General features: G+C 62.4%; 25 protein-coding genes. 12 read left to right on the forward strand and 13 right to left on the reverse strand.

What is annotated here, in order from left to right:
* Positions 1-5: 5 nt before the first annotated feature.
* From AC6I9R_RS16985 to AC6I9R_RS17035, 11 genes are all read right to left on the reverse strand, one after another.
* Positions 6-359 carry a hypothetical protein gene (locus AC6I9R_RS16985; RefSeq protein WP_461427291.1) on the reverse strand — a complete coding sequence of 118 codons (354 nt, stop codon included), beginning with the start codon at positions 357-359 and terminating at the stop codon, positions 6-8.
* Positions 356-1,045 (reverse strand): SDR family NAD(P)-dependent oxidoreductase, encoded by a 690-nt coding sequence (locus AC6I9R_RS16990; protein ID WP_461427290.1) that lies wholly within the window; start codon positions 1,043-1,045, stop codon positions 356-358. The genes AC6I9R_RS16985 and AC6I9R_RS16990 overlap by 4 nt, the downstream gene beginning before the upstream one ends.
* Positions 1,045-2,127: a Gfo/Idh/MocA family protein gene (locus AC6I9R_RS16995; RefSeq protein ID WP_461427289.1), complete on the reverse strand. Its 1,083-nt coding sequence runs from the start codon at positions 2,125-2,127 to the stop codon at positions 1,045-1,047. Before AC6I9R_RS16995 ends, AC6I9R_RS16990 begins: the two co-directional genes overlap by 1 nt.
* A complete protein-coding gene (locus AC6I9R_RS17000; protein ID WP_461427288.1) occupies positions 2,124-3,164 on the reverse strand; it encodes a Gfo/Idh/MocA family protein in 1,041 nt (346 codons plus the stop codon). Before AC6I9R_RS17000 ends, AC6I9R_RS16995 begins: the two co-directional genes overlap by 4 nt.
* Entirely contained in the window at positions 3,161-4,090 is a 930-nt protein-coding gene (locus AC6I9R_RS17005) for an NAD-dependent epimerase/dehydratase family protein (protein WP_461427287.1), read from the reverse strand. Before AC6I9R_RS17005 ends, AC6I9R_RS17000 begins: the two co-directional genes overlap by 4 nt.
* 124 nt (positions 4,091-4,214) lie before the next feature.
* Positions 4,215-4,700 (reverse strand): ureidoglycolate lyase, encoded by a 486-nt coding sequence (locus tag AC6I9R_RS17010; RefSeq protein ID WP_461427286.1) that lies wholly within the window; start codon positions 4,698-4,700, stop codon positions 4,215-4,217.
* Entirely contained in the window at positions 4,697-5,608 is a 912-nt protein-coding gene (locus tag AC6I9R_RS17015; protein ID WP_461427285.1) for a polysaccharide deacetylase family protein, read from the reverse strand. Before AC6I9R_RS17015 ends, AC6I9R_RS17010 begins: the two co-directional genes overlap by 4 nt.
* A gap of 15 nt (positions 5,609-5,623) precedes the next feature.
* Positions 5,624-6,622 (reverse strand): succinylglutamate desuccinylase/aspartoacylase family protein, encoded by a 999-nt coding sequence (locus AC6I9R_RS17020; RefSeq protein ID WP_461427284.1) that lies wholly within the window; start codon positions 6,620-6,622, stop codon positions 5,624-5,626.
* On the reverse strand, positions 6,619-7,110 hold the full coding sequence (locus AC6I9R_RS17025; protein WP_461427283.1) for a VOC family protein: 492 nt from the start codon (positions 7,108-7,110) through the stop codon (positions 6,619-6,621). The genes AC6I9R_RS17020 and AC6I9R_RS17025 overlap by 4 nt, the downstream gene beginning before the upstream one ends.
* Positions 7,111-7,120: 10 nt before the next feature.
* Positions 7,121-8,323 (reverse strand): pyridoxal phosphate-dependent aminotransferase, encoded by a 1,203-nt coding sequence (locus AC6I9R_RS17030; protein WP_461427282.1) that lies wholly within the window; start codon positions 8,321-8,323, stop codon positions 7,121-7,123.
* A gap of 13 nt (positions 8,324-8,336) precedes the next feature.
* Entirely contained in the window at positions 8,337-9,866 is a 1,530-nt protein-coding gene (locus AC6I9R_RS17035; protein WP_461427281.1) for a carboxypeptidase M32, read from the reverse strand.
* 217 nt (positions 9,867-10,083) lie between these two features.
* Here AC6I9R_RS17035 and AC6I9R_RS17040 point away from each other — a divergent pair, with 217 nt between their 5' ends.
* The 8 genes from AC6I9R_RS17040 to AC6I9R_RS17075 are packed head-to-tail and all read left to right on the forward strand — an operon-like array spanning position 10,084 to position 19,290.
* The gene (locus tag AC6I9R_RS17040; protein ID WP_461427280.1) at positions 10,084-10,947 is read left to right on the forward strand and encodes a DUF4438 domain-containing protein; all 864 of its coding nucleotides are present in this window, start codon (positions 10,084-10,086) and stop codon (positions 10,945-10,947) included.
* Positions 10,948-10,950: 3 nt separating this feature from the next.
* On the forward strand, positions 10,951-11,829 hold the full coding sequence (locus tag AC6I9R_RS17045) for a DUF4438 domain-containing protein (protein ID WP_461427279.1): 879 nt from the start codon (positions 10,951-10,953) through the stop codon (positions 11,827-11,829).
* Between the two features lie 14 nt (positions 11,830-11,843).
* Complete coding sequence (locus AC6I9R_RS17050) at positions 11,844-12,914, forward strand: Ldh family oxidoreductase (protein WP_461427278.1); 1,071 nt, start codon at positions 11,844-11,846, stop codon at positions 12,912-12,914.
* Positions 12,911-14,062, forward strand: coding sequence for a M24 family metallopeptidase (locus tag AC6I9R_RS17055; RefSeq protein WP_461427277.1), 1,152 nt, complete (start codon positions 12,911-12,913; stop codon positions 14,060-14,062). The genes AC6I9R_RS17050 and AC6I9R_RS17055 overlap by 4 nt, the downstream gene beginning before the upstream one ends.
* 12 nt (positions 14,063-14,074) lie before the next feature.
* The gene (locus tag AC6I9R_RS17060; RefSeq protein ID WP_461427276.1) at positions 14,075-15,301 is read left to right on the forward strand and encodes an amidohydrolase family protein; all 1,227 of its coding nucleotides are present in this window, start codon (positions 14,075-14,077) and stop codon (positions 15,299-15,301) included.
* Position 15,302: 1 nt separating this feature from the next.
* Positions 15,303-16,487, forward strand: coding sequence for a pyridoxal phosphate-dependent aminotransferase (locus AC6I9R_RS17065; RefSeq protein ID WP_461427275.1), 1,185 nt, complete (start codon positions 15,303-15,305; stop codon positions 16,485-16,487).
* Positions 16,484-17,905, forward strand: coding sequence for an alpha-amylase family protein (locus tag AC6I9R_RS17070; RefSeq protein ID WP_461427274.1), 1,422 nt, complete (start codon positions 16,484-16,486; stop codon positions 17,903-17,905). Before AC6I9R_RS17065 ends, AC6I9R_RS17070 begins: the two co-directional genes overlap by 4 nt.
* Positions 17,902-19,290, forward strand: coding sequence for a dihydroorotase (locus AC6I9R_RS17075; RefSeq protein ID WP_461427273.1), 1,389 nt, complete (start codon positions 17,902-17,904; stop codon positions 19,288-19,290). Before AC6I9R_RS17070 ends, AC6I9R_RS17075 begins: the two co-directional genes overlap by 4 nt.
* Here AC6I9R_RS17075 and AC6I9R_RS17080 read toward each other — a convergent pair.
* The gene (locus AC6I9R_RS17080) at positions 19,287-20,225 is read right to left on the reverse strand and encodes an ABC transporter permease (protein WP_461427272.1); all 939 of its coding nucleotides are present in this window, start codon (positions 20,223-20,225) and stop codon (positions 19,287-19,289) included. The two genes, AC6I9R_RS17075 and AC6I9R_RS17080, sit on opposite strands and share 4 nt — an antisense overlap.
* Positions 20,226-20,238: 13 nt before the next feature.
* Positions 20,239-21,213 (reverse strand): ABC transporter permease, encoded by a 975-nt coding sequence (locus tag AC6I9R_RS17085; RefSeq protein WP_461427271.1) that lies wholly within the window; start codon positions 21,211-21,213, stop codon positions 20,239-20,241.
* 356 nt (positions 21,214-21,569) lie between these two features.
* Between AC6I9R_RS17085 and AC6I9R_RS17090 the strand changes: the two genes are divergently transcribed.
* The 4 genes from AC6I9R_RS17090 to AC6I9R_RS17105 all read left to right on the forward strand — a co-directional run bounded on the left by AC6I9R_RS17090 (position 21,570) and on the right by AC6I9R_RS17105 (position 26,307).
* Positions 21,570-22,604 carry an ABC transporter ATP-binding protein gene (locus AC6I9R_RS17090; RefSeq protein WP_461427270.1) on the forward strand — a complete coding sequence of 345 codons (1,035 nt, stop codon included), beginning with the start codon at positions 21,570-21,572 and terminating at the stop codon, positions 22,602-22,604.
* Positions 22,601-23,575 (forward strand): ABC transporter ATP-binding protein, encoded by a 975-nt coding sequence (locus tag AC6I9R_RS17095; RefSeq protein WP_461427269.1) that lies wholly within the window; start codon positions 22,601-22,603, stop codon positions 23,573-23,575. Before AC6I9R_RS17090 ends, AC6I9R_RS17095 begins: the two co-directional genes overlap by 4 nt.
* Positions 23,576-23,927: 352 nt before the next feature.
* A complete protein-coding gene (locus AC6I9R_RS17100; RefSeq protein ID WP_461427268.1) occupies positions 23,928-24,623 on the forward strand; it encodes a GntR family transcriptional regulator in 696 nt (231 codons plus the stop codon).
* 151 nt (positions 24,624-24,774) lie between these two features.
* Complete coding sequence (locus tag AC6I9R_RS17105; RefSeq protein WP_461427267.1) at positions 24,775-26,307, forward strand: ABC transporter substrate-binding protein; 1,533 nt, start codon at positions 24,775-24,777, stop codon at positions 26,305-26,307.
* The last annotated feature ends 151 nt before the right edge of the window (positions 26,308-26,458 follow it).

Consider the following 26,458-nt stretch of genomic DNA (forward strand, 5'->3'; position numbering starts at 1 on the left):
GCTCCTTATGAGCGGCCAAAGTGGTCCGTGATGGCGGCGGCGTGTTTGTCGACGTGGATGTTCTCGTCCGGCGCATGAAGGTTGCAGCCGGGGTTGGCGAAGCCGGTCGGAACGCAGGGGATCCAGACGTGCTTCAGCATCGCGCCCTCGGCGGAGGCGCCATTCACAACCGGCGGGCCATTTTCGGGCTCATGGAGTTCCGTCGGAAGCCCGTCACGGTGGATCATATCGCGGATCCGAGTGCCACACTCGCACAAGCCGATACCCTGCGCGAACACCGAGGGTTGCTGCACGAAGGCTTGCAGATCGGCAACAAAGTCGTCGGCGTGGACGTCGATATAGGCATAGACGTCCTTCATAATGGATATTCCTGCGACAGGTCCCAGGCGTTCAGGCGCTGCCCGGAGAACGCGGGGTCGCGGGTGCTGGCGATATGGGCAAACGCGGGGGCAAGGCGCGTTGGGTCGATCCATTCCGCTTTCAATTCCGGTGGATAGTTCGCCTCCGACATCGGGGTGTGCATCGCCTTGCCGGGCGTGATGGTGCAGCTGATGATGCCATGGGCCTCCCCTTCCAGGGCGAGGCACTTGGAGAACCCTTCCAGCGCATGCTTGGCGGCGCAATAGGCGGTCTCGTCCACGAAGCCCTTGATACCCGATTGCGACGACACGAAAATCAGCGCGCCGCCGGTCTGTTTCATCTTGGGCCAGACGGCTTGCGACAGCTGGAACGCGGCCTGGATACCCACGTCCATCGTCTCCTGGAACGTCTTCAGGCTGACAGCCTCCAACGGCTCGGGCCGCAGGATCGCGGCGTTATGGATCAGCGTGTCGATGGGGCCGTTGAGCTGCGCAATGGCCTCGGTCGTGGCATCTGCATCGGACAGGTCCACCTCAACAAGGGTCCCAATATCGGACGTGTCAGACCGAACCCGGTCCATCAGGATCAACTCGGCGCCCTGGGCGGCTAAAACCCTCGCGGTGGCCGCCCCCAACCCTTGCGCCGCGCCGGTGATCAGGACTCGTTGTCGGGACAAGGGCACCATCAAACCGCGTCCGTCATATCAAGGTCTTCCCACCGACGGCTTTTGGTCGACGCGAACACCGCATCCACCACCATCTGATTGCGCAACCCGTCAACGAAGCTGGCACCCCTTTGTAGTTCACGATCTTCCTTGATTGCCGCGCAAAGCTCTTGCAAGGCGGCCAGGACTGAAACGTTCCAGATGCCCTTGTTCAGGCCGGGCAAGGCGGCGTTGGGGTCTTCGACGCTGATATCATTGAAACTTTCACCAGCCTTTGCGAAGTACAGCTTCTCGTCCGCATTACTCAGCGTGATCGTCCCTTTGGTGCCGAAAACCTGCGTCTCATTCCCCATGTTGGCCGCCGCCACTCCGCTCATGAAGACCTGTGCGAGCGCGCCGGATTGCATTTCCAGCGTCATATGCGACAGGTCATCGGAGGTTGCCGTCCACAGCTCTCCAGTGTGTTTGCAGACCCGATCCGGGACGATGGTCAGGGCCTGCCCGATGACCGAAGCAGGCTCCCCCAACCACCAGCGGAGCATATCAACCTGATGGCTGCCGTTGGCCCCCATCCGCCCGCCCCCCATTGCGGCGTCCGACCACCAATCGCCCTTGGGACGCGAGGCGGGGTTGGCCCAGGACGCGCCGATGTTGGTGATGTTCACATGGCGGATCTCGCCCAGATCGCCGCCGTGGATCAGCTCCGCAATGCGCACGCGGGTGGGGTTGAAGCGCAACTCATGGTCAATCATGTGCAGCCGGTCCGCCTTGCGCGCCGCGTCCAGCATCTGCCGCGCCTCTCCCGCATTCATCGCCGTGGGCTTTTCGCACAGCACAGGCGCGCCCTTGCCGAGCGCCGCGAGCGTCATGGGTGCGTGCATGATCGTGGGCGTCGCAATGCACACCAGATCCAATCGATGCGCGTCCAGCATTTCTTCCCAGTCGTCATAGACCGCCTTGATGCCGTAGGGCGCGGCTGCGGCCTGTGCGCTTTCCATGCGGCTTGACGCCAATGCCACGACCTCCGCATCGTTTATGTGCGCAAAAGCAGGTAGATACGCGTCGCGTGCGAAACTGGCGCCGATGATGCCGACATTGATCATGGGGTCTCCTTTGGGTTTGCAAACGCGCGGATCTCGTCGATCTCGACGGTCGCGCGGCGGTCAGAGGCGCGGATGCAGGCCTCCAACATGAACAGCGATTGCAGGTGGTCGCGGCCGGTGCATTCCGGCGGTGCAGTGCCGCGCAGGGTATCGACAAAGCTGCGCAAAAGCGCTTCGGCGTCGGTGATCCATGCCTCGTGTGGCGGCAAATGGACGGGCGTCAGTTCAGGCGCCCTCCGCTTGGCCCAGGCCAGATCCCCGAACATGGCACGCTGCTCGACGATTCCTTCGGAGCCATCGGTGCGCCATTTGAAGTTCATCGGCTCGTGACCCGCCTGCCAGGTGCCCTGATAGACGACGCTCATCCCGCCCTTGAAGGCGATCAGGGCGGAGACGTTCGTGTCCCCTTGGTACATCGTCCAAGAGGGGTTGAAGGTATGAGCTTGGATGGACGCAGGCTCTGCATCGTAGACGTACCGCATCAGATCGAAGTGGTGGATCGACTGCTCCCACAACATCGGGTGGTCCATCGTCAGCGGGTAAGAGTTCAGCCAGTCCTGAGTGCCATCGCGCCACCGCTCGTAGATGAAGCGGCCGAACTCGGGCGTGCCAATGGCGCCATTTGTCAGCAAGCGCTTCATTTCCTGCGTCACGGCGAGGTAACGGAAGTTGAGCCCGACGATCAAATGCACGCCTGCATCCTCGGCCAATCTCACTAACCGCGCCGCCGTCGCGACGCAATCGGACAGCGGTTTCTCGGCAAGGATCGCAAGGCCCGCTTTGCACGCCGCCTTGATCTGCGCCTCGCGCCTGCCCGGAGGTGTGGCGAGCAGAACCGCATCTGCGTCCGTGTCGATGATCTCGGCGACATCTGCGCCGATGGGCAGATCGGGGAAGGCGCTCGCCGCACGGGCACGGGCAGCAGGATCAGGGTCGCACAGCGCCACGATCTGAAGATCCGGGTTGGCTTGCACCACCTTCAACCAGGTCTGCGCCCGCGCGCCGAGACCCACGATGATCAAGCGCAGCGCGGTCACAAGGCGACCTCCGCCGCGATCAGCGTGTCGAGCGCTTTGTCCATCGCCGTCCATTGGACATGGGCAAGGGCAGGATGATCGCTCGCCATGGGCGGGCGGGTCGACGTCTGGGGCGGCGAGGCAAGGCGAAGCGTGGTGCCGGGCAAACGATCAGCCACGGCACGGGCAAGGGAAAGGTCGCTTGTTACGGGCGGCGATCCGGCGTGCAGGACCGAGGGGCCGTCCCACGAGGCGGAGGTAACAAGTTCGGCAATCGCGTCCGCCAGATCCGGCAACCAGGCCCATTCGCGCATCGCGACGGGCGTTTGGACGGTGATCACCCGGCTCGCGCGTGCCTCGGCAATCATGCGCGACACAAGGCAAAGGAACTGCCTTGTCTCCCGCACCGCCTCATAGGGCCCGAAGATGTTGCCGAGGCGCAAGGATTGCGTGGCAAAGCCGTCTTCCGCCGCAGCCGTCGTAAGCAATTCACCCGCGTGCTTCGCGGCGCAGTAGGTGCAATTGGCGGTGGGTATTGTGGCTTCTGTGAACGTGCCATCCTTCACGGGCGTATCGACCGGCTCGAACACCCCCATCGAGCTGATGAACAGGAAACGCGTCGCCCCGGCCTTGCGGGCATGATCGAGCGTGGCGGTCAGCAGATCCATGTTTCGCCGTATGTGCGCCGCTTGCGAAATCCCGAGCCTTTCCGGAGAAGCCGTGATCGCTGCGCCGTGGATCACGGCTGAAAACGGCCCCGGCGCGCGTGGAAGGACGTCGAGCAAATCCCCTTCGATCCGCTTCATCGCGGCCAAACGCTCGGACGTGGCGGCATCAAAGGCCTTGTCCGTCGCCACAACATCGCACCCGGACCTTTGCAGGGCCAAGGCGATTTCGGAACAGACGAACCCGCCTGCCCCGGTGACGAGGATTGGCGCGCCTGTCATGCCGGGCCTTGCGCCAAGGGTCCCGACAGGCCTGTCGGGCGGGAGCCCTGGGCGCAGAGGAACGAAGAAATCTGGCGTGTGGTCATGGCGGGGGTTCTTTCAGGCTGCATGGGAGGAAGCAGGCTCAAGTGGGATTGATCAGGGTCAGCGGCGCAATTGTTCGGAATTCGTCATCTTGCAAAGGCCCCCCACGCCACATCAGCACGGTGAAGTGGCCCGGGCGGTCCAGCACCGTGGCCCCCAGGTGCCAGACGCCGGGGTTGAAGATCACACCCATCGTGCCGGGCATCAGGAAGGCCAGTGCCTGCTCCGGGCGCGGCGCGCCTCTGTCGTCAGAAGGCATCACCACGACCACGTACCGCGCGACGTCGATGGGAAAGAAGCACTGCGCAGCGTGGGGGTGACGCTCGATCCCGGTGACCTCAATAGGGATGGATTGCGGCAGGACATGATTGACGTGCAGGACCGGCGCGCTGGCATTGGGCCGCTGGTGCAACGTATCGCTGTAGAACTGCCGTTTTCCCGGCGCGCTTGGCGGCATCACGAGATGACCATAGGGCGCGAAGGCGTCCGGGTCAGGGGGCTGAAGCGCGACGGTCTGACCTGTCATCCGGCCGCCCCCGGCGGGACCGTCTTGCGCCAAAAGTCAGCAATCTGATCGCGACCGCAGACCCAGATGTCTGCGTGCTGAGCGATATGGTCCATGAAACGGATCAGCCCCGCCAATCGGCCCGGATGGCCGATGATCCGGCTGTGCAACCCGATGGACATCATCCGCGGTTTGGTCTGCGCTTCCGCGCGCAACACATCGAACCCGTCGATCAGGTAGTCGGAAAAATCGCGCGCAGAAAACACGTCCCCTGACAGGAATTTGGCGTCATTGTTGACCATCGTGTAGGGCACGACGAGATGCGGCGCGCCGCCCACGTCGGTCCAATAGGGCAGGTCATCGTTGTAAGCGTCACTGTCGTAGTCATAGCCACCGTGGGCCGCGATTAGCCCGCGCGTGGCGGTGGAGGCGGAGTAGCGGCAATACCACCCGCGCGGCGCGCGGCCTGTGGTTTTCAACAAGCTTTCATGGGCCATGGCGATGGCTTGCGCCTCCACCTCGGGCGACAGGTGGTAGTGCTCTACCCAGCGGTAGCCGTGGGCACAGATGTCCCAATCGGTGGCGGCAATAGCCGCCGCGACATCGGGTGTGCGTTCCAGGGCAAGGGCGCTGGCGAAGATGGTCAGGGGAAGGTCTCGCGCGCGAAAGAGGTCGTGAATGCGCCAGAATCCAACGCGGCTTCCATATTCATACATCGATTCCGCGGCCAGATCCCGCGCGCCCTGGGGCACGCGCGAGGCCCGCACCTCGCTCAGCGCGCTCTCGGACCGGCCATCGCCATCGCCGATGGAGTATTCCGAGCCCTCTTCGACATTCAGCACGAAATTCACGGCCAGGCCCGCGCCGTTCGGCCACCGAATATTGGGCGGATTGGCCCCATATCCCGCCAGGTCACGCAAGCGATTCATGCCCTGGCCCCTGCTTCAGTCACGGGGACCCTCCACCTTGTTGAAGAAGCAGCACCAGTCGCCTCGGTTCACATTGGGCAACGCGCGCAGGCCAAAAAACATACCATCGGCGGGCGCGTGCAACGCGCCAACCTCATCCCCGAAGATGTTGATAATGCGGGCAATCTTGGTGCCCTTTTTCATCATCGTCAGGAAATCGACCTCTGGTTCCGGCAGGAAGATGCCGGAGGCTGGAGCTAGAAGCGCCTCTTGCTGGCCGATGGTGGCGTCACTCGGGTAGGTCGCCTGCCCGTCGAGCATGTCATAGTGGTAGCAGATGTTGAGGATGGATTTCGCCAACTCCTCCCCCACATAGCGGAACCGCTCAGGCGAGGTGTAGCTGCGCCCGCCAAGTTCCACGGTGATGCCCACTTTGCCTGCGTTGTTCATCGCGGCCATCGGGCTGCCGGCCTTGGTGAAGTTGGACATGATACAGCCCCAACCCTCTCCCATGGCCTTGGCAAGCTCCACGCTTTCAGGGCGTTCATCCACGAAGATCGCCTTGTCGAGGAAACTGTGCGCACCGCCGGAATGGATAGAGATCTCCAGATCGGCCGCATCCTTCATCGCCTGCCAATGGGCGTCCGCGACCCGGTCACTGAAATAGCCATCGGGCTTGCCCGGGTAGATGCGGTTCATGTCGTAGGTGAAGGTATCGAGCGGGTTGCCCCGCTCAGCGGCAGAGAATGCCAGCGGGTTGACACAAGGCACCATGACGACGGCGCCGCGCAGCTTGGCGGGGTCGATCTGCTTGGCGGCGAGCGCGCAGGCCAGCGGGCCCTCGGGCTCATCCCCGTGGATCGCGGCGTTGACCCAGAACGTGGGCCCCGCCCCTGCCCCATTGATCACCACAACTGGGATGTCGACCTTCACGCCGCCTGCCAGATCGCCTGCCGGGATCGCGCCGCGCACGGCCTCTCCCGGGGCTGCCGTCGCGGTGCCGACGGTAACGCTTTCTCCTGCCAAGGTGCTCATACCGCCTCCGCCGCGCTGTCTTCCCAGGCCTTCAGCTGCTCGGGCGTGTAGACCTGCATGAACTCGATCTCGATCCCGCCCGCGTCATTGTCGAGGAAGGCGACCCAGCCTTCGGGATGGGCGTGGGATCCGTAAACACCGCAGGCCTGGCAGATCCTAAGTTCTGCCCCCTGCGATTTCGCGTGGGCCAGCGCGTCGTCGATGTTATCGACTTCGTAGCAGATGTGGTGCAGCCCCTCGGCGCCGCGCTCCTTGATCCACGTCGCGAAGCGGCCGTTCGGGTCGGTGGATTGGCAAAGCTGGTATTCGATCCCGCCCAGATAGAACAACGCGACCTTGTTGCCGGACTTCTTGAAGTGCGTGATTTCAGTGTCTTTGGGGACATGCAGGAACTGCGCATAGGCGCCCAGAGCTTTCTCGGCATCGTTCACCGCAAAGGCCATGTGCTTGATGCTTTTGATGTTCGGGTTGTCTGATTTCACGCTCATGTCAGGGTCCTCATTCAGCGGGCTGTTTGTGCTCGGCGCGGAAGCTTTCGACGACAGCGGCCATGCGTTGCATGGCGATCTCGATCCGGTCCACGGGTTGCGTCATCGACATGCGCACGAAGTCATCGGTGTGATCGCCGTAGATCGTGCCGGGGTACATCATGACCTGCCCCTCGGCCAAAAGACGTTCGCAAAACGCGCCGGCGGTGATCCCGAGCCCTAGGGACGCCACATTGGCATAAACGTAGAAGGCGCCCTGCGGCTCAGCATAGCCCATGCCCATGGCATCGAGGCCCTTGCAAATCGCTGTGCGGCGGGCGTCGTAGGTCTGGCGCATCTCCTCCACGCAATCCTGGCTGCCGGTCATCGCGGCCAGGGCGGCGTGTTGCGACACGGCGGCGGTGGAAATGGCGAAGGCATGATTGACCTCGGACATCGGCATGATCAGGTCGCGCGGACCTGCCAGGTAGCCGATGCGCCAGCCGGTCATCGCGTAAGCCTTGGAAAATCCGCTCAGCGTGATCGTCCGGTCCTTCATCCCAGGCAAGGAGGCCACGGGAAGAACGGTGTTGTTGCCGAAGGTCAGGCGCGCATAGATCTCGTCCGAGATCACGATCAGGTCGTGCTTCTTAGCTACCTCAGCGATGCGACGGACCTCGTCGGGCGGTGTGACGGTGCCCGTTGGGTTGTTGGGGTTGATCAACACGAGGATTTTGGAGCGTGGCGTGACATGCGCCTCCACCATCTCGGCGGTCAGCGTGAAATTCGTCTCCATCGTCATGGGGACCTTTACGACGACGGAATCCGTCATCTCGGCGGCTTGGCCGTAGGGGTTGTAGCCCGGACAGGGCACGATGATCTCATCACCGGGGTTCAGCAGCGATAGCGCGATGATGAACATGCCCTGCTGCCCGCCCGGGGTGATCATGATCTCATCGGCGGCATAATCGGCCCCGCCATAGGCCCGGATGTTATCGGCAATCGCCTCGCGCAACGGAAGGATCCCAAGGGGGTGCGTGTAATGCGTCGCGCCGTTGGCCAAGGCCTCTTGACCCGCCTTGATGATGTGATCCGGCGTATCCAGGTCCGGGTCGCCCCGGCCCAGTTTGATCACGTCGTCCAGGCCCTCGGCGATATCGAGCATCTTGGTGATCAATGCGCCGTCAGACAGTTTGACCCGTTTGGCAAGGCGTGCGGAGTTGGGGGTGGTCATGGACGTCTCCGCTTCAGTTCAGGGCATAAACGCTGGAGTATTTCTCGGTGAGATAGGCGATATAGGGCTCGGGATCGAGCGTGCGGCCCGTCGCCTTTTCCAGCAGTTCATCGCGCGAGAAGCGGCGCCCGTGTTGGGCGACGTTGTCCGTCAGCCACTCCCGCAAGGGCGTGTAGTCGCCGCCGTCCAGCGCGGTCTGGATCGAGGGGTTCGCACCCGTGGCCGTGTCGAACAACTGCGCCGCCATGATGTTGCCGATGGTGTAGTTGCAGAACGTCCCGATCTGGCCCGATGACCAGTGGACGTCCTGCAGGACACCCTGCTTGCCGTCATCGGGCACGTCGACGCCCAGATAGTCCTTCATCGTGGCGTTCCACGCCTCGGGCAAATCCGCCACGTCGAGGGAGCCGTCGACCATCTTGGCCTCTAATTCGCAGCGCACCATGACGTGGAAGTCATAGGTCAGCTCATCTGCTTCGACCCGGACAAAGGATGGCTTGGAGCGGTTAATCGCGCGGTAGAACTCTTCCACGCTCACGTCATCCAGCACGCCGGGATAGGCCGCGCGAATGTCGTCCATATGATTGTTCCAGAACGCGCGCGAGCGGCCTACGTGGTTTTCCCACAGGCGCGACTGGCTTTCATGGGCGCCGAAACTGACTCCACCCACGGCATAGAGGCTGACAAGATCCGTGGCCAAGGGCGTGCGCGTATAGGCCGGGTCAACGCCCTGCTCATACATCGCATGGCCCGCCTCATGCAGGGCGCCGAACAGCGACATCGGCATGTAGTTCTTGTTGACCCGCGTGGTGATACGCACGTCGTTTCGGGTGAAGGACACTTCGAACGGATGCACCGTGGTGTCGAGCCGCCCGCGGTCCGTGTCGTAGCCGATCTTCTTGGCCATATCGAGCGCGAAGGCCATTTGGCCATCGACCGGGTAGTCGCGATAGAGGAAGTCCGAGCGGGGCTCTTCCGCCTCCCCGATCGCGCGGATCAGGGGGATCATCCCCTCGCGCAAACGCGCAAATAGCGTGGCAAGGCCCGCGGTCGTTGTGCCCGGCTCAAACCGGTACATCAGCGCATCATAGGGGTGGTCGGTGTAGCCGATGGCCTGCGCCATCTCGCGGTTGATATCGACCATCGTCGTCAGCGCCGGCGCAAAGATGGAGAAGTCGGCCTTTTCGCGCGCCTCGGCCCAGATCTCATGGGCCGAAGCCCCAAGCTCCGTCTTCCGGTGCAGAAGATCCGTGGGGATCTTTTCGTGGTACTCAATCGCCCCACGCACCTGCGCCACGATGCGGGCCTCCGGGCTGTCCTCGGGCTTTCCAGCCACCTCAGCGCTTGCCCCGTCCAGCGCACGCTTCATCTCATCGGAGCAGAGCAGATTGCGCGCGGCGACCGCCAAAGTTGCCAATTGCTTGGACCGCGTCTCTGCCCCGCCCTTGGGCATCATCGTGCGCGCGTCCCACGAAAGGACCGAGCCTGCATTGAGGAAATCGTTCACTCGCCCCGTTACTTCGATCAATCCAGCATAGCTCATCTATGGGCGTTCTCCGCGCTATTGGGCGTGCGGACCGGCGCGGTTTTCAGCAAACCATCGGGGTCTACGCAGGGTGCTTGACTATCCATTTCGCTCGTGTATCCCATTTGGACAAGCGCAATGTCGACAATATACTGATGGCAAGGAAGCCCTCGGGAGTCAAACCAAAACATTGCCTTGGTCTAGCTGCCTCTGCCCGCAAAGGACGCGCTGCGAAATGCCCAGTTTGAACACCAATGAAGCTGCCTTGGTCGAAATGGCCGTCTCGGGCGTGATCACGACGCCCGCGGTGCGTCCTGGCCAGTATATTCCGCATCCCGACGGCACGGCGACGGTGCTGCCGGGCATGTATGGCATCACCTACAACGTGCGCTGTGGTGACCGTGCTTTCGGGTGGGCGGGCGACCATGTGGAGCCGGGCGTGTCCATCGACGACGACGCCAATTCGGGCCGCCACCATGCGCTCCATTACCTCAATTGCATTGGGAATGAGGCGATGGTGACTTCCGGTATGGCCGCAGGCGCGCGCGGGATTGTGGTGGGCGAACACGCCCGCATTCTGGTGCAGTTCGACCCCGATGCCCATGAGATGATGGCGCCAGGCGACCGTATTCAGGTGATGACCAAGGGACAGGGATTGGCGCTAACCGATTACCCCGGTGTCGCGCTCAAGAAGATGAGCCCGCGCCTGTTCCACGCCATGGGGATCACGGAAAACGGCGGTCGCCTCCATGTGAAAGTCGCGATGGAATTACCGATCCGGATCATGGGATCTGGGGCCGAGCTGAACTCGGAATACGTCGACCAGGACCTGATGTCGGGCGACCGCGCCTTGATGGCAGAGTTTGGCATAGACCAGATGCGCCTCGGCGATCTGATCGCCATTCGCCACGCCGACCACCATTGGGGCCGGTCGTATCGCAAGGATGCGGTCTCGATCTGCCTGTGCATCCACGGCGACAGTGTCATGACGGGCCACGGCCCCGGCATCCTGACCCTGATGACCGCGCGCGGTGGAGAGATCGACTTCACCGTCGATCCCGCCGCCAACATCGCCCAACTTCTCGATCTCGGAGCCTGATCCATGAGCATCCAAACCAACGCCGCCGATATCGTCACCGTCTCGGTCATGGGCCAGGTCGCAAACCCCTCCCTGTCGGGCCTGCCCGCCGAGCCCTACCGGCTGGACGCCGACGGCAAGGCCTTCCTGTGGCCCACCTTCGGCGGAATCGTCTACAACGTCACCGTGGGCGACAGCGCGTTTGGATGGGCGGGCGACTGCATCCACCCTTCGGTGTCTATCGTGCACCCCGACGCCAACAAGAACCGAGGCCTCAACGTCTTTGCCTGCGTCGGCAACGAGGCGATGATCTGTTCCGGCGCCGCCAAGGGCGCGCGGGGCGTGGTGACGGGCAAATCCGGGCGGTTCTCGGATCAAGTAATCGTGCATTTCGATATGGAAACGCGCCGCAAAATTGCCGTCGATGACCAGATCCTGGTGAAAAGCGAAGGCGTTGGCTTGACCGTGCCCGACCATCCGGACGTAGCGTTCAAATCCCTGTCGCCCGCTTTGTTCGACGCACTCCCCAAGCACAGCGACGGGGACGTCCTGAAAATGGGCGTCGTCGCCACGGTCCCCCCGCATTTCGTGGGGGCGGGGGCGGGCCTGACGTCCGAGGGCGGCTCGCTCCACATCCAATCCACGGACCGCGCGGCGCTGGCGGAACACGGGTTGGACCAGCTCCGCCTGGGCGATGTGGTCGCCATCCAGGACACCGACAGCCGCTACAACCACGGCTACCTGCGTGGCGCGATGAGCATCGGGATCGTCGGCCAAACCGATGGCCCCCGCGCCGGATATGGCCCCGGCATGACCGTGGTAATGACGGCCCCCGCTGGTCAATTGGGCTGCTTCGGGGCGCCGGGCACGAACATCGCAGACATCTTGGGCCTCAAGGCATGACCCAAGCCATTCCCATGACCAACGTTGACCGGGCGCAACTGCGCGCGTTCGTCTCCGAAGGGTTCGAAGCGCTTGGCCTGACAACGGAAGACGCGGGCATTTTTGCGGACGCGCTGATCTTTTCGGAACTGCGGTTTCACCCCGGCCAAGGGCAAGGCGTCGCGCGCCTGCGCCGCTATCAGGAGCGGATCGGCAACGGTGAGGTGAACCCGCGCGCCGGGTGGTCGGTGATCAAGGAAAGCCCGGCCTTGGCGCTGGTGGATGCCCACAACGGGATTGGCACAGTTGCCGCGTCCAAGGCGATGGATCTGGCGATCACGAAAGCCAAGGAAAGCGGGATCGGCACCGTCATCGTGCGCAATTCCACCCACTATGGCTCCAGCGCCGTCCATGCCTGCCGCGCGTTGGACGCCGGGTGCATTGGCATTGCTTTCACCAACGCGGGCCCCGAAATGGCGCCTTGGGGCGGGCGTGAAGGCGTGACCGGCACCAACCCCTGGTCCATCGCAGCCCCGTCTGATCAGGGCTTCCCAACGGTGCTCGACATCGCGATCACGACGGCGGGCAAGGGCATGATGAACTGGCTGATCCGCGAGGGGAAGAAGATGCCCCTCGACTGGGCGATCACGCCGGAGGGGCACGAGACGGATGATCCCGCCGCCGCGTTGAAAGGCCCGCTTCTGGGGATCGGCGGGCACAAGGGCTATGGCCTCGCCTTCATGACGGAGGCCTTGACCGGCGTGCTGTCGGGCGGTGGCTTTGGGCTGACGCCTTATTCGGATCCGAACAAGCTGGACGTAAGCCATTACTTCCAAGCCATCGACATCTCTTGGTTCATGGAGCCCGATGCCTACGCCGCGCGCATGGGGGAATTCGTACAGATGGCCAAAACCCGCGCCCTGCGCCCCGGCTTTGACGAGATCCTTGTCCCCGGCGAGCAGGAGGCGCGCCGGACGGCCACCAAGGCAGAGGACGGCGTACCCATAGATGATGTGGTGCTGGCCGATATGCAGGCGCTGGGGCGAGAGTTGAACCTGAAGACCTCGCTTGACGCGCTCGGCCCCTACACTGGCGACACCCTTTGAAACCGCTAGGCGCCGCCTTCCACGCCCGCGCGCGCGGCAGGCTCCGCGCCCGGGCACAGGCGGCGGGGCTCGACGGGTTACTCCTGCTGCGCGCGCCTAACCTGGCCTATGCGACCGGGCTCTTTCTGTCGGCGAACGAGCGACCGATGGGCGTCTGGCTGCCGGTCGATGGCGACCTGATCCTGATGCTGCCAGGGTTGGAGCGAGAGAACGCCGAGGGCACCGGCATGACGGACTTCCGGTTCTATGAAGAATTCCCCGGAGAGGTCCCGGCGGTGTTGTGGATGCTGGATCAGATCGGGCAAAAACGCATCGCCATCGATGCGTTGGATGCGGCACTGCTGGACGGCGCGCGTGAAAAGCTGACACGCCTTGACCTGACTGATCACGCCATGCTGGCGCGCACGATCAAGGAACCGGAAGAGATCGCATTAACCGTTGAGGCCGCGCGCTTCGCTGATCTTTTCCTGAGCCGCCTCCACGCCGTCGCCAGCGACATCATCGCTGTCGGGGGCACCGAAGCAGACCTCATGGCCGATGCAATGACCCACGCGAAAGGCGCGCTTTTCGCCAAGCACAAGGCCGCGTTCGCGGGCACGCCGATGGGCATCACAGCCTCCGTCCATTCCGGCCCGCGCGCAGCCCTGCCCCACGGCGCGGTGCTTGAGCGGACCCCGCAACCGGGCGAGACGCTGATCGCGGGGATCGGTGCCAGCCTGGGCGGGTATCATGCGGAAAGCGGTGTGACCTTTATCGTGGGCGAGATCAGCGCCGAACAACGTCGCATAATGCACGCCATGCAAGCCTGCAACGATGCCGCCGTCGCAGCGCTTGCCGATCGCACCACTTGCACACAAGCCAATGACGCCGCGTTGGACGCCCTGCGCGCCGCGGGCCTTGGCGACACCATACGCCACCGCATCGGCCACGGCATGGGCCTGGAAGGGCACGAGGCCCCATGGCTTGCCCCGGGCGATCCGACACGGATCCAGACCCATATGGTCTTCTCCAATGAGCCCGGAGTCTATCGCCCGGGCCTGGATGGATATCGCACCATCAACACCATGATCGTGACGGAAGACGGGGTCGATATCCCCTCCACATTCCAAGCCAAGACACCCATCGCCGACCGAACCATCGCCATTTGAGGAGCCTGAGAGATGCCCGAACCCGCCGCCTGGAAGTACCAGAAAATCACCAAGCCGATGTTCGAGGCAAAGGCCGTAGACTGCGTGTATCTTGGCCGTGTCATTACCTGCGTCGGGGATGAGGTAATCGAGGACGGGTTCGTACACCTCAAGGACGGCAAGATCGCTGCCGTGGGCGCGCGGGGCGATGCGCCAGCGGGCGTTGAGACCGTGGACACCCAAGGCAAGACCCTGATGCCGGGCATGATGAACAGCCACGCGCATCTGTCGTGGGACGGGATCCACGAGCTGTCGCAGCAGTCCATGTTCGACCCGCCCGAAATCCGCGCCTACAAAGCGGCGGGCAACATGCTGAAATCACTCCGCGCGGGTATCACCCTGGTTCGGGACCTCGGCGTTCATGACGCCAACCTGTTCACCAAGCAGGCCGTGGCCCAGGGCATCTTTCCGGGGCCGCGCCTGCTGGTGTCGGGCGAAAGTATCATCCAGACTGGCGGGCATACCTATTGGGTGTGCCGCGAAGCCTCCGGCGCCGATGAGATGCGCCGCGCCGTGCGCGATCAGGTCAAGGGCGGAGCCGATCTGATCAAGATTATGGCCTGCCATGACACGCTGGAATTCACCGATGACGAACTGCACGCCGTCATCGACGAGGCCCACCGCAACCGTCTGCCGATCACCGCCCATGCTACCTACAACGACTGCATCGCGCGGGTGGCGGAGTTTGGCGTGGATTGCGTAGAACATGGCGGTTCAATGACCGATGAAACCATCCAGCTATTACTCGACAAGAAGCTGCCCGTCGTCACGACATTCTCGGCCCTCGTCATCCAGGCAAACGAAGAGATCGCGCGCGCCTTCGGGATCCCGGAATGGAAGATTGAAGAGCGTACGAGGGCCGTCGCCGACAAGTCACGCTTCGATGGTTTGGTGCGCGCCGCCAAGGCGGGCGTGCCGATTGTCTTTGGCACCGACGCTGGCAGCCCGGCGGTAGAGCATGACAGCATCGTGCCCGAACTTGGGTTCATGGTGGAGGTGGGCGTCTGCCCCGACAACCTTGATGCCTTGCGCGCCATTACGGCGCGGGCGGCGGCTCTGAACGGGTTCGGAGACACGCTCGGCACGCTGGAGGCCGGGAAACTCGCCGACATGATCGTTGTCGATGGCAAGCCGGACCAGGACCTTACCGCGCTTGAAAAGGTCGAGATGACGTTCATTGACGGCAAAAGGATGCACTGACATGACCTCAGTTTTGCTGCAACGCACCGCGCCGCGCATCGTCGAAGAAGACGGTGCGTTCCGCACCAAGATGCTGGAGATCGCCAGCGGGTTGGACAATGTCATCGCTCTCGGGCGCGGTGACCCGGATTTCCACACCCCCGCCCATGTAGTCGCGGCCGCCAAGGCCGCGCTCGACGACAACCAGCACCATTACACCGGGCCGACTGGCCTGCCGCCATTGCGCCAAGCGATCTGCGACAACCTGAAGGCGGAATACGGGCTGGATTACACCGCCGATGAGATCATCGTCACCGCAGGCGTGCAGGAAAGCATCATGCTGTGCATGTTAGGGCTGGTGCAGCCGGGGGATGAGGTACTGATCACCTCACCCCGCTTCACCACCTATGACACCGCCGTGCAGCTGTGCGGCGGCGTGCCGATCCCGGTCCCGACGTATCAGAAGGACGACTTCGCCCTAGATGTCGCCGAGATTGAGGCGCGCATCACCCCCAAGACGCGCATGTTCGTGCTGGTGTCCCCCAATAACCCCACGGGCGCCGTGACACCGCCCGAGGTCATCCGCCAGATCGCCGATCTGGCGATCAAGCACGATATCCTCGTGATCGCGGATGAGATCTATGCCGCGCTGATCTATCCGCCCCATGAGCATCTGTCGCTGGCCACGCTACCCGGCATGAAAGAGCGCACGATCACGCTCAACGGGTTTTCCAAGACCTATGCCATGACCGGCTGGCGCGTGGGCTACATGGCGGCGCCCGCGGACTTCGTCGACAAGCTGACCGAGCCGCGCCATACCCTGTCGATCAACACCTGCACCGTGTCGCAACACGCCGCCCTCGCGGCCCTCACCGGCCCCCAGGACGAGATGCAGGCGACCTTCAAAGCCTATGCCGAGCGGCGCGACTACCTGATGGGGGCCTTGACCGATGCGGGGCTGTCCTACGGCGCACCGGGCGGGGCCTTCTACATCTACACCAACATCAGCGCGACGGGCATGAAGGCCAAACCTTTCTGCGAGACCCTGCTGCGTGAGACCGGTGTGATGGTCTTCCCCGGCGACATGTTTGGCGAGCCCGACAGCGACTTCATCCGCATCAGCTACCTGCAACCGCTTCCCGTGATCAAAGAAGCGATGCGCAGGATCAAGGGTTTCATCGCCGTCCATAAAGGAGCCGCCGCATGACACCTGACCCCAGTGAGAAGTTCGTCGGCATCCAGGTCTCTCCCATCAGCTTCATTGATGAGGGTGTAGATGTGGTGCTGGACACGCTCAAGGACCGTGTTGGCGTCAACGTCCTGATGCTTGGCACCGTGTCCTGGCTTGGGCTGAAAACCGGGCGCAGCATCGCGCACGAGCTGGACGGCTGGCCCGATCACGGCGTGCCGGAACCCTTCACCATGAAGGGCGGGGCGTACTTCAACCCCGATCCGCGATACTATTCCAAGACGCTGATCAAGGATTTCCGTGCCACGGACAAAGAGATGGAGGGGATCGACATCCTCGATCTGGTCATCCCCGAGGCCCATAGACGCGACATGAAAGTCTATGTCGAGCTGATGGAGCCGTTCTTCAAATACGCGGGCCATGGATCGGCCAGCGCTGTGGATATCCCCAATCTCGCGTCCTGTATGGAGGTGGATGTGTTTGGCGTCCGCAAGGACGAACCCAGCACGTCAAACCCCGATTACCGCAACTGGATGCATGCGATCATCGAAGATCAGGTGCGCAACTATGACATCGACGGGATCATGTGGTGCAACGAACGAAACTCGCCCCTCGATCAGATGATGCAGGGCCAGGCCCCGGGCGATTTCTCGGAGGCCAGTCGCGCCGAGGCGCTCGCGCGCGGCATCGACGTGGAGGCCTGCCGCCGCGCCTGCATCGCGATGTATGATTTCATGCAGGAGGCGCTGGGGGGAAAGGAATTCGACGACGGCGCGTTCATCACCTTTGTCCGCACCCTCTTGGCGCACCCCGAGGTGTTGATCTGGGAACGGTTCTGGCTGGAGCGCAACAAGGACCTCGACCGGGAGCTTTACGGGCTGGTGAAATGGTGCAAGCCCGACCTGCCCTTCGGCCTGAACGTCTGGAACCGCAATCATTTCAACCTGTTCCGCCGCGCACAATGGCCGTGGGACGAACAGACGATGTACGCCGATTGGGTCAAACCAATCACCTACCAGCATCAAAGCGGAGAGATCTGGCACAAGGAATTCGGGTTCTTCGCCCGTACGATCCTGCGGGATTTCGACCCTGCCGTGGCGATGAAAGTCATGGACGGGATTTTGGGCATTCAAGGCTCGGATCTGGACCGCGTAGTGCAGGACGGCCTTGACCCCGACACCTATGTCTTTGGCCAGTGTGAGGCCGCGTTGACGGGGGTTCACGGCAAGGCGAAGGTCTTCATGGGGCTCGGCATTGACGCACCGCGCGTCCGCCCCGATCAGGCGAAATGCACGCCCGATATCGCTTATCGCTCGGTCATGGCGACCTACCGCGCGGGCGGGCACGGCGTGGTTTTGTCGCCCAACTATGCCTCGATGAAGCTGACCAATCTGGACGGTGTGGCCAAGGCGCTGACTGAGTTGGGCCTGAAATGAGCGGGCTTGATACGCTGATTTCGGGCGGCGAGGTCCTGCTCCCCGACGGTTTGCACCGCGTTGATCTGGGCTTGTCGGGTGGCAAAGTGGCGGGCGCCTACGCGCCGGGCACGGCACCCGAAGCATCCGAGGTCATCGATGCGCAGGGAAAGACAGTGCTTCCCGGCATTGTCGACATCCACTTCCACGTCCGCGCACCGGCCTACCCCGAGCGCGGCACAGTCCTGTCGGAGACCCGCGCAGCGGCGGCGGGCGGCGTGACGACATTGTTCGAGATGCCGATCTCCAAACCCTGTTGCTCCACACCGAAAGAGCTTACGCGGCGACGCAATCATTTCAGCGAGAACGCCGTGATCGACTTCGCCCTCTACGCCGCGCCAGGCGATCTGACCGAGGCCAGTCGCGACAAGATGATGGAGATCGGCTGCATCGCGTGGAAGATTTTCACCACGCCGTCGCCGCCCGGCCGTGCCGACGAATTCGAGGGACTGGCTTTCCCCGATGAGGCCGACCAACTGCACGCCTTACATCTGCTTGCAGAAACGGGCCTGCCCATCGTCGTCCACGCCGAAAGCGCGCAACTGCTGGCGCATTTTGGGGGCGCGGCGCGGACGCTCGACCCTGCAAACGCTGCCACGCACAACCTGTCCCGCCCCGCGATCTGCGAGTCGGTGGCTGTCGCCAAACTGCTGACCATGAACATGAGCGCGCAGGCCAAACTGCACATCGCCCATGTGACCAACGCCCAGACGGTCGATGTGCTGCGGGCTTTCGCGGGCACCTCGGACTTCACCGCCGAGACCTGCCCACAGTACCTGTTTGCCACCGAAGATGACGTCGCCAAAGCGGGCATCTACGCCAAAGTTAATCCCCCGATCCGCTTCCAGTCGGATCAGGACGCGTTGTGGCAGGCGATTGAAGATGGGGTGATCAACTACGTCACGACAGACCATGCGCCATTTGCGAAAGCTGAAAAACAAGCGGCTGAGGGTGATTTCCCCGGTGCCCCGCCGGGCGTGCCGGGGATCGAGTTCATCGTGCCTGCGATGCTGGACACGGTGGGAAATGGCCGCCTGACGCTCAAACATGCCCACGACTTGATGTGCGCCAATGGCGCGCGACGCTATGGGCTCTACCCATTCAAAGGCGCGCTGTTGCCGGGGAGTGCGGCGGATGTGACGCTTGTGGATCTGAACGGCGAGACGACCTTCTCGCCCGACACAATGCACACCCATGCGCGCGAAGTCGCGCATTTGTTCTATGGCCGCCGCCTCAAGGGCAAGATCACGCGCACATTGGTTGCTGGCCAGACAGTCTTCCAAGACGACGAGGTCACGGGGCCCCAGGGCGCGGGTCGCTACATCACGCCCGACTATGCGCCCTAGCCGTTTTCCTTCAGGCGCGGATCAAGGAAGTCGCGCAGCCAATCGCCGATGATGTTGAAGGCGAGGACCGTGAACACGATGGCGAGGCCGGGAAAGATCGCCATCCACCACTTGTTTGACAGCAGGTGATCCCGACTTTCCGACAACATGCTGCCCCATGTGGGCACGTCCGGCGGCACGCCGAGGCCCAGGAAGGACAGTGCGGCCTCTGACAGGATCACACCCGCCACGTTGAACGACGCGATGACCGTCAGTGGCGCGATGATGTTGGGCAGGATAGTGCGGAATAGGATGGAGAACGTGCTGTCGCCCATCGCACGCGCGGCTTCGACGTATTCCTTTTCGCGCAGACTGAGCGTTTGGGCCCGGACAATTCGGGCATAGGTGATCCATTGCCCGATCCCCAGCACAAGGATGATGTTAACCAATCCCGGCCCCAATACGACGAGGAACATGATCGCGAGCAGGATGAAGGGAAACGCGAGTTGGATATCGCCCAGGCGCATGATCACATCGTCGATCCAGCCGCCGTAGTAGCCCGAGACCAGGCCCGCGACCGTTCCTATGGTGCCACCCACGACAATGGCGGCAACGCCCACCAGCAACGAGACCCGCGCACCGTAGAGAAGGCGTGATAAAACATCCCGGCCAAGCTGATCTGACCCGAGCCAATACGTCAGATCGCCCGCGCCTTCCGCCCCCGGCTCTAGCAGGCGCATCATGATGTTTTGGCGGTTCGGATCAAAGGGTGCGAGCCAAGGCCCGAAGATCGCCACGAAGGTGACGATCAACAGGATTAACATGCCCACCAGCGCCCACCGGCTGGTGATCATGCTTTGGAACGCGCGTCGCAGCTCCTTTCGACGGTAAGAGCTTGCCATGCCTTGGGCGGCTTGGGTGGCTGCAGAGCTTGGGGGAGGTGTGGTGTCAGCCATCTCGCGCGCGCCCCTACAGTTTCACGCGCGGATCAAGCCGCGCATAGATCAGATCGACGATCAGGTTCAGCAGAATGAAGATCACCGCCAGCAAGATGACCGAGGCTTGCACAACGGGAATGTCGCGCTGGTTGATCGCGTTGAAGACCAGGCGGCCAATGCCGGGGTAGGAGAAGACCGTTTCAACCACCACGACGCCGCCCAGAAGAAAGCCGAACTCCAACCCGATCATCGTGACCACCGGCAACCAGGCGTTGCGCATGGCGTGGTTCACGACGACGCGCGTCTCGGAAATGCCTTTGGAGCGCGCGGTGCGCACGTAGTCCTGTTGCAGCACTTCCAGCATCGACGACCGCACAAGGCGGGCATTGCGCGCCAGCGTGTAGGTGCCCACCGCCAACGCAGGCAGGACCATATGGTGGATGGTGCCGGGAAGATTGCCGAACGCCTCTCGAAACTCGCCCTCAAAAAGCGGCTCCAGAAACGGTACGTTGCCTGATATCGGGAACCACCCCAGATAGAGGCCAAAGAACAGGAACATCATGATTCCCATCCAGAAATTCGGGATCGACTGGCCCAGCATCGCGAGCGTCATGATGCCGCCATCCACAGGTTTGCCGCGTTTGAGGGCAGCGTAGATGCCCAGCGGGATCGACAGACCAATGGCCAGAACGAGCGAGAAGAACGTCAGCTCGATCGTGGCGGGCATCGCCTCCAACACCACCTCCATGGCGGGCTGGCGGTAGCTGAGTGAATTGCCGAAATCACCCTGTAGAACGTTCCAGATATAACTGAGATACTGAATGTGCAGCGGCCTGTCGAAGCCCAACGCAATGCGCGCGGCCTCGATCTCTTCGGTGCTGGCATTCTCGGAAACGAACAAATACGTCGGATCGCCGCCGATCTGTAGCGACACGAAGCTGATCAGCGTGACGCCGATCAGAACGATGATGCTTTGCAGCAGGCGTCGGGCAAGGAACGTCCACATGTCAGCGCGCCTCCCCGTTTGCAATGGAGTCGCCGTATGCGATCATTGCGCAAATTATCATCACACCGGGGCGAACGACGTCGGCGCCATCGTCGCAAAGGGCATTTTCCAAGTGGCCTGTCCGGGATGCTTGACAATCAATTCGATGTTCTCCCAAAGTGGATTATAGATTGTCGACAGTAGAACAATCAAACCATGCAGATGCCAATGCGTCAAGCGCGCAAATCGGGCGGCGGGACGCCAACGGGGGCATAGATCTGCCACGCACGACCAAGGGGCGGCGGTGATGAAAAACCTAGCAGAACGCGCATGGACGTGGGCAGGTGTTGGCGTACACCCCGGCAAGGACCTCCGCCATGCCAAGTGACGCGCAGGATCCACCCAACGGCACGCCCTTGCTGGAAGTCCGCGACCTTCAAACGACGTTCGACATCAGCAAAACCCTATCCGTGCGCGCCGTCGATGGCGTCAGTTTTGACGTCCATGCAGGTGAGACGCTGGCGATTGTGGGCGAAAGTGGATCCGGCAAATCTGTAACCAGCCTGTCGATCATGGGGCTGCTGCCAAAGGACGTCGGACGGGTCTCGGGCGGCAGCATCAAGTTGTATGGGCGCGAGATTACGACCCTGAGCGACACAGAGATGCGCGAAATTCGTGGCAAAGAGATCGGGATGATCTTTCAAGAGCCGATGACAAGCCTCAACCCCGTCCATACCGTCGGACAGCAGATCGCTGAAATGGTCATTCGCCATGAGGGCCTGTCCAACGCCAAGGCGCGCTCCCGCGCCATCGAGATGCTGGACCTTGTCGGCATCCCCGAGCCCAACACCCGCGTCGACAATTACCCCCATGAGATGTCCGGCGGCATGCGTCAACGGGCGATGATCGCCATGGCGCTGGCCTGCGAGCCACGCATCCTGATCGCGGATGAGCCGACGACAGCGCTGGACGTCACCATTCAAGCGCAGATGCTGGAGCTGATGGCCGACCTGCAGAAAAAACTGGGTATGGCGATCATTTTCATCACCCACGATCTGGGGGTGGTGGCCGAAGTCGCCGACCGCGTCGTCGTGATGTACGCCGCTCAAGTCGTGGAAACCGCAAGCGTCGAAGACATCTTCCGCAATCCGCGCATGCCCTATACCGCTGGCCTGATGAACTCGATCCCGCGGCTCGGATCTTCCGTCAACAAGACGCGCCTCGAAGCGATCCCCGGCACGGTGCCCGCGTTGACCAGCCTGCCGCAAGGCTGCCGCTTCAATCCCCGTTGTGCTCACGCGACCGAGGTCTGTACCGCCGCCACGCCCGCCCTGGAAGCTGCCGCTGACGGTCATTTCATCCGTTGCAGCCGCTGGAGGGACCTCAACCTTTCTGAGAGGCGCGCGTCATGAGCGCCCCGACCCCGCTGTTGCAGATCGAGAACCTGCGCAAGTTCTTCCCCATCCATGGCGGTGTGCTGCAGCGGGTGGTCAACAACGTGAAGGCCGTCGACGATATCTCGTTCACGATCAACGCCGGCGAAGTCGTGGGGCTGGTCGGGGAAAGCGGCTCGGGCAAGACCACTGTGGGGCGGACACTGCTGCGGCTGGAACAGGCGACAAGCGGCGGGGTGCGTTTTGACGGAACCGATGTGATGGGCCTGAACGCCACGGACATGCGCGCCTATCGCAAACGGATGCAGATCATCTTCCAGGACCCCTTCGCCAGCCTTAACCCGCGCAGCAAAGTGCGCGATATCCTGACCCATCCTCTGCGCCTTCATAAGATCGGCACGCCATCCGAGCACGAAGATCGTGCCGCCGGGTTGCTGGAAAAGGTCGGCCTGTCACGCGAACACCTTGATCGTTTCCCCCACGAGTTCTCCGGCGGTCAGAGGCAACGGATCGGAATCGCGCGAGCCCTGGCGGTGGAGCCCGAGTTCATCGTGGCGGATGAACCTGTGTCAGCGCTCGACGTGTCGATCCAGGCGCAAGTGATCAACTTGCTGGAAGACCTGAAGACGGATCTCAACCTCACCATGCTGTTCATTGCCCATGACCTCGGCGTAGTGGAGCATATCTGCGACCGGGTGATCGTCATGTATCTGGGCCGTGTGATGGAAATCGCGACGGTGGCCGACCTCTACGCGCGCCCCAATCACCCCTATACCAAGGCGCTGCTGTCAGCGGTGCCCATTCCAGAGCCAGGCAAACGCCGCGACCGCGTGATCCTGAAAGGGGACATCCCCAGCCCGATCAACCCGCCCTCGGGCTGTGTCTTCCGCACCCGGTGCCCTATCTCCACGCCCGAGTGTGCGCAGGTGATCCCCGAGCTTAAATCGGTGGGCGACGATCACACCAGCGCGTGCATCCACACGACATAGCAGCCGCGCAACGCGAATTTCGCGCCTAGGCCCTCGCCTAAAAATCCAGCGATTTCCGCACCCCGCGTCAGGCTTGCCTGGTCCCTCCCCATGAATCCTTGACAAGGCTTTAACCCCTGCCTCATTGTCCACTTATGGATTGTCGACAACACACAACCTCCAGACGACCCATTCCGGGGCCCTCAATTGTCACGGATTGTATCCAATCGACCTGCGCCTTGCTGATTGCAGTTGCGCCAACCTTCAACGGTTCCCTTAAGTATCGCCAATTTCCTGTCGGGCGTGTTTTTGACACGTCTTCCGCTGCTGCGGCCCGGCAGGCAAAGCGTGATTGCCTAAGAGGACCACTACCATGACGACAGCTAAGGCGGCCTTTGCCGCTCCCATGCCCCACGACATGCAACCGATCGAGAATGTGCCCCTGAGGGTGCAGGTCGCCGACAGATTGCGCAGCGCCATCCTGAGCGGACGGTTGAAGCCCGGCACCGGATTGGTAGAGACGGCCCTGGCCGAGCAAATGAACGTGTCCCGCGCGCCCATCCGAGAGGCGATCCAGATCCTGGAGAACGACGGCCTGGTTGAGACCATCGCCTACAAAGGCAAGCGTGTGAAGCCATTGACGGCCCGCGAAGTGGAAGAGACCTATTCCCTTCGCGAAGTGTTTGAAGTCATGGCCGTGCACCGGATCCTGGAGAACGGCGCGCCCCTCGATGCCCTCCGCACCCATTGTGACGAGATGACCGCAGCCGCCGAAGCGGATGACTTTGCGGGCCTTGTTGCTGCCGACGAAGCCTTCCACCACGCGCTGATCCGTCTGGCTGATCATGACCTTCTGCTGGCGTCCTGGAAAAGCCTTTACCTGCGCATCCATCAGATCATGGCCCTGCGCAACCGCGACGAACGCAACCTGTCAGAGGTCGCAAGCAACCACCCGCCCATTGTCCAGGCCCTGGCCGATGGCGATGCGGAGCGGGCCATCAAGCTGATCTCTGACCACACCCGCATCCTGGCCGCCTTTGACCCGGCGTCCATTGTTGAAGCTCTGTAGCCGACGAAGACGTACATAGCGCGCCTGCCGCCGATTGGATGACTTCGGGGTTACGATAACCCGGACTGAAAACACGATACGACAAAATCAAACACAGTCCCCGAAGACCATCCAACAGGTGAAAGGAAAGCTAATGCCAAGACTACACCACATGCTTGCAGCCAGCGCTGCCAGCCTTGCTTTGACGGCGGGGGCCTATGCGCAAGCCGATGACACGATTGTCGTCGGGCTCAGCGCCGACATCACGACGCTTGACCCTGCTCCGATCTCATCGCGCGACAACTCCAACATCGCGCGCCACCTTTTTGGGACCTTGTTCACAATGGACGGCGACGGCGTGGCGCAGCCCGACCTCGCCAACAATCTTGAGATCACCGAAGATGGCTTGGGCTATATCTATACGCTCAACGAGGGGTTGACGTGCCATGACGGGGAAGCGCTGACCGCCGAAGACGCCGCCTATTCGTTCAACCGCGCGGCTGATCCGGAAAACGCTTTCACCGGCAATACGCCGGGTTTCGTCTTCAGCTCCATCGATTTCCAAAGCGCGGAGGCGTTGGATGAGTTGCGCGTGCAGGTCAACATCGGCGCGCCGAACCCGATTGCCTTCGGTCTGATTGCCGAAGTGATGATCCATTGCATGGACAGCTATGAGGCGATGACGCTGGACGAGGCTGCCAGCAACCCCATCGGGTCGGGCCCCTACCGCCTGACCGAATGGCGCCGTGGATCTGAAGTGCGCATGGAAGCCGTTGAAGGCGCCGATGTCGGCGTGCAGAACATCATCTGGCGGATCATTCCCGAGGCCTCCACCCGCTCGGCCGAGCTGATGGCGGGCAACGTGGACATCATCACCAACGTGGCGCCCGATCAGATGGACGTCATCAACGCGTCCGGCGTGGCCGAAGTGAACCCCATTCAGGGAACGCGGCGGATGTACGTGGGCTTCAACCTGTCCGAGACGATGGCGCAAGAGCCCGGTGGCGACGCGATCCAGGATCCCGCCGTGCGCCGCGCGCTGCAATACGCGGTCAACGTACCTGCGATCTGCAGCCAGCTTCTGAACTTCGAGTGTGAGCGGATGACCGGCATCGTGAACCCGCCCAACGCCAACCAGAGCCTGGAGCCCTATCCCTACGATCCGGAAGAAGCCGAGCGCCTTCTGGATGAGGCCGGTTGGCCCCGGGGTGACGATGGCATTCGCTTCTCCATCGCGTTCCAGGCTGGTCAGGGCCGTTACCTAAACGACGCAAACGTCGTGCAGGCAATCGCCCAGATGCTGGGGGATGTGGGTCTGGATGTGGATCTGCAGATCATGGAATGGTCCAGCGTCTACATCCCAATCATCCGGGAGCGGAACGCAGGCCCGCTCTACTTCATCGGATCGGGTGGCGCCCTCTGGAGCCCGCTTTACGACATGACCGACTTGGCCGCTGTCGACTCGGGCACCAACTACACCCACTGGGATGACCCACGCTGGTTCGACCGTTGGGCAGACATCGCGGCGGCCGAGACCGAGGAGGAAACCCGCCAGATCGTGGATGAGATGCTTCAGGTCTTCTACGACGATGGCCCCTGGCTCCACCTCTACTTCCAGCCGGACTTCTACGGCGTCAGCAACCGCGTGAACTGGACCCCGCGTCCGGATGAAAAGGTCTACCTGTTCGACGCGACCCTGAACTGAGCTGCTCCCGCACGGCACATTGAGTGACCTGGAAGGGCGTCGGATCTTACGATTCGGCGCCCTTTGTTCGTCCCAGTATAATGCGCTGTATCGCTTCCGCACGAAGCACCGCGTGTAACTCTCGCTGCCGTGGCTAGTTCCTCCTTTGGAC

The organism is Gymnodinialimonas sp., assembly GCF_059726805.1.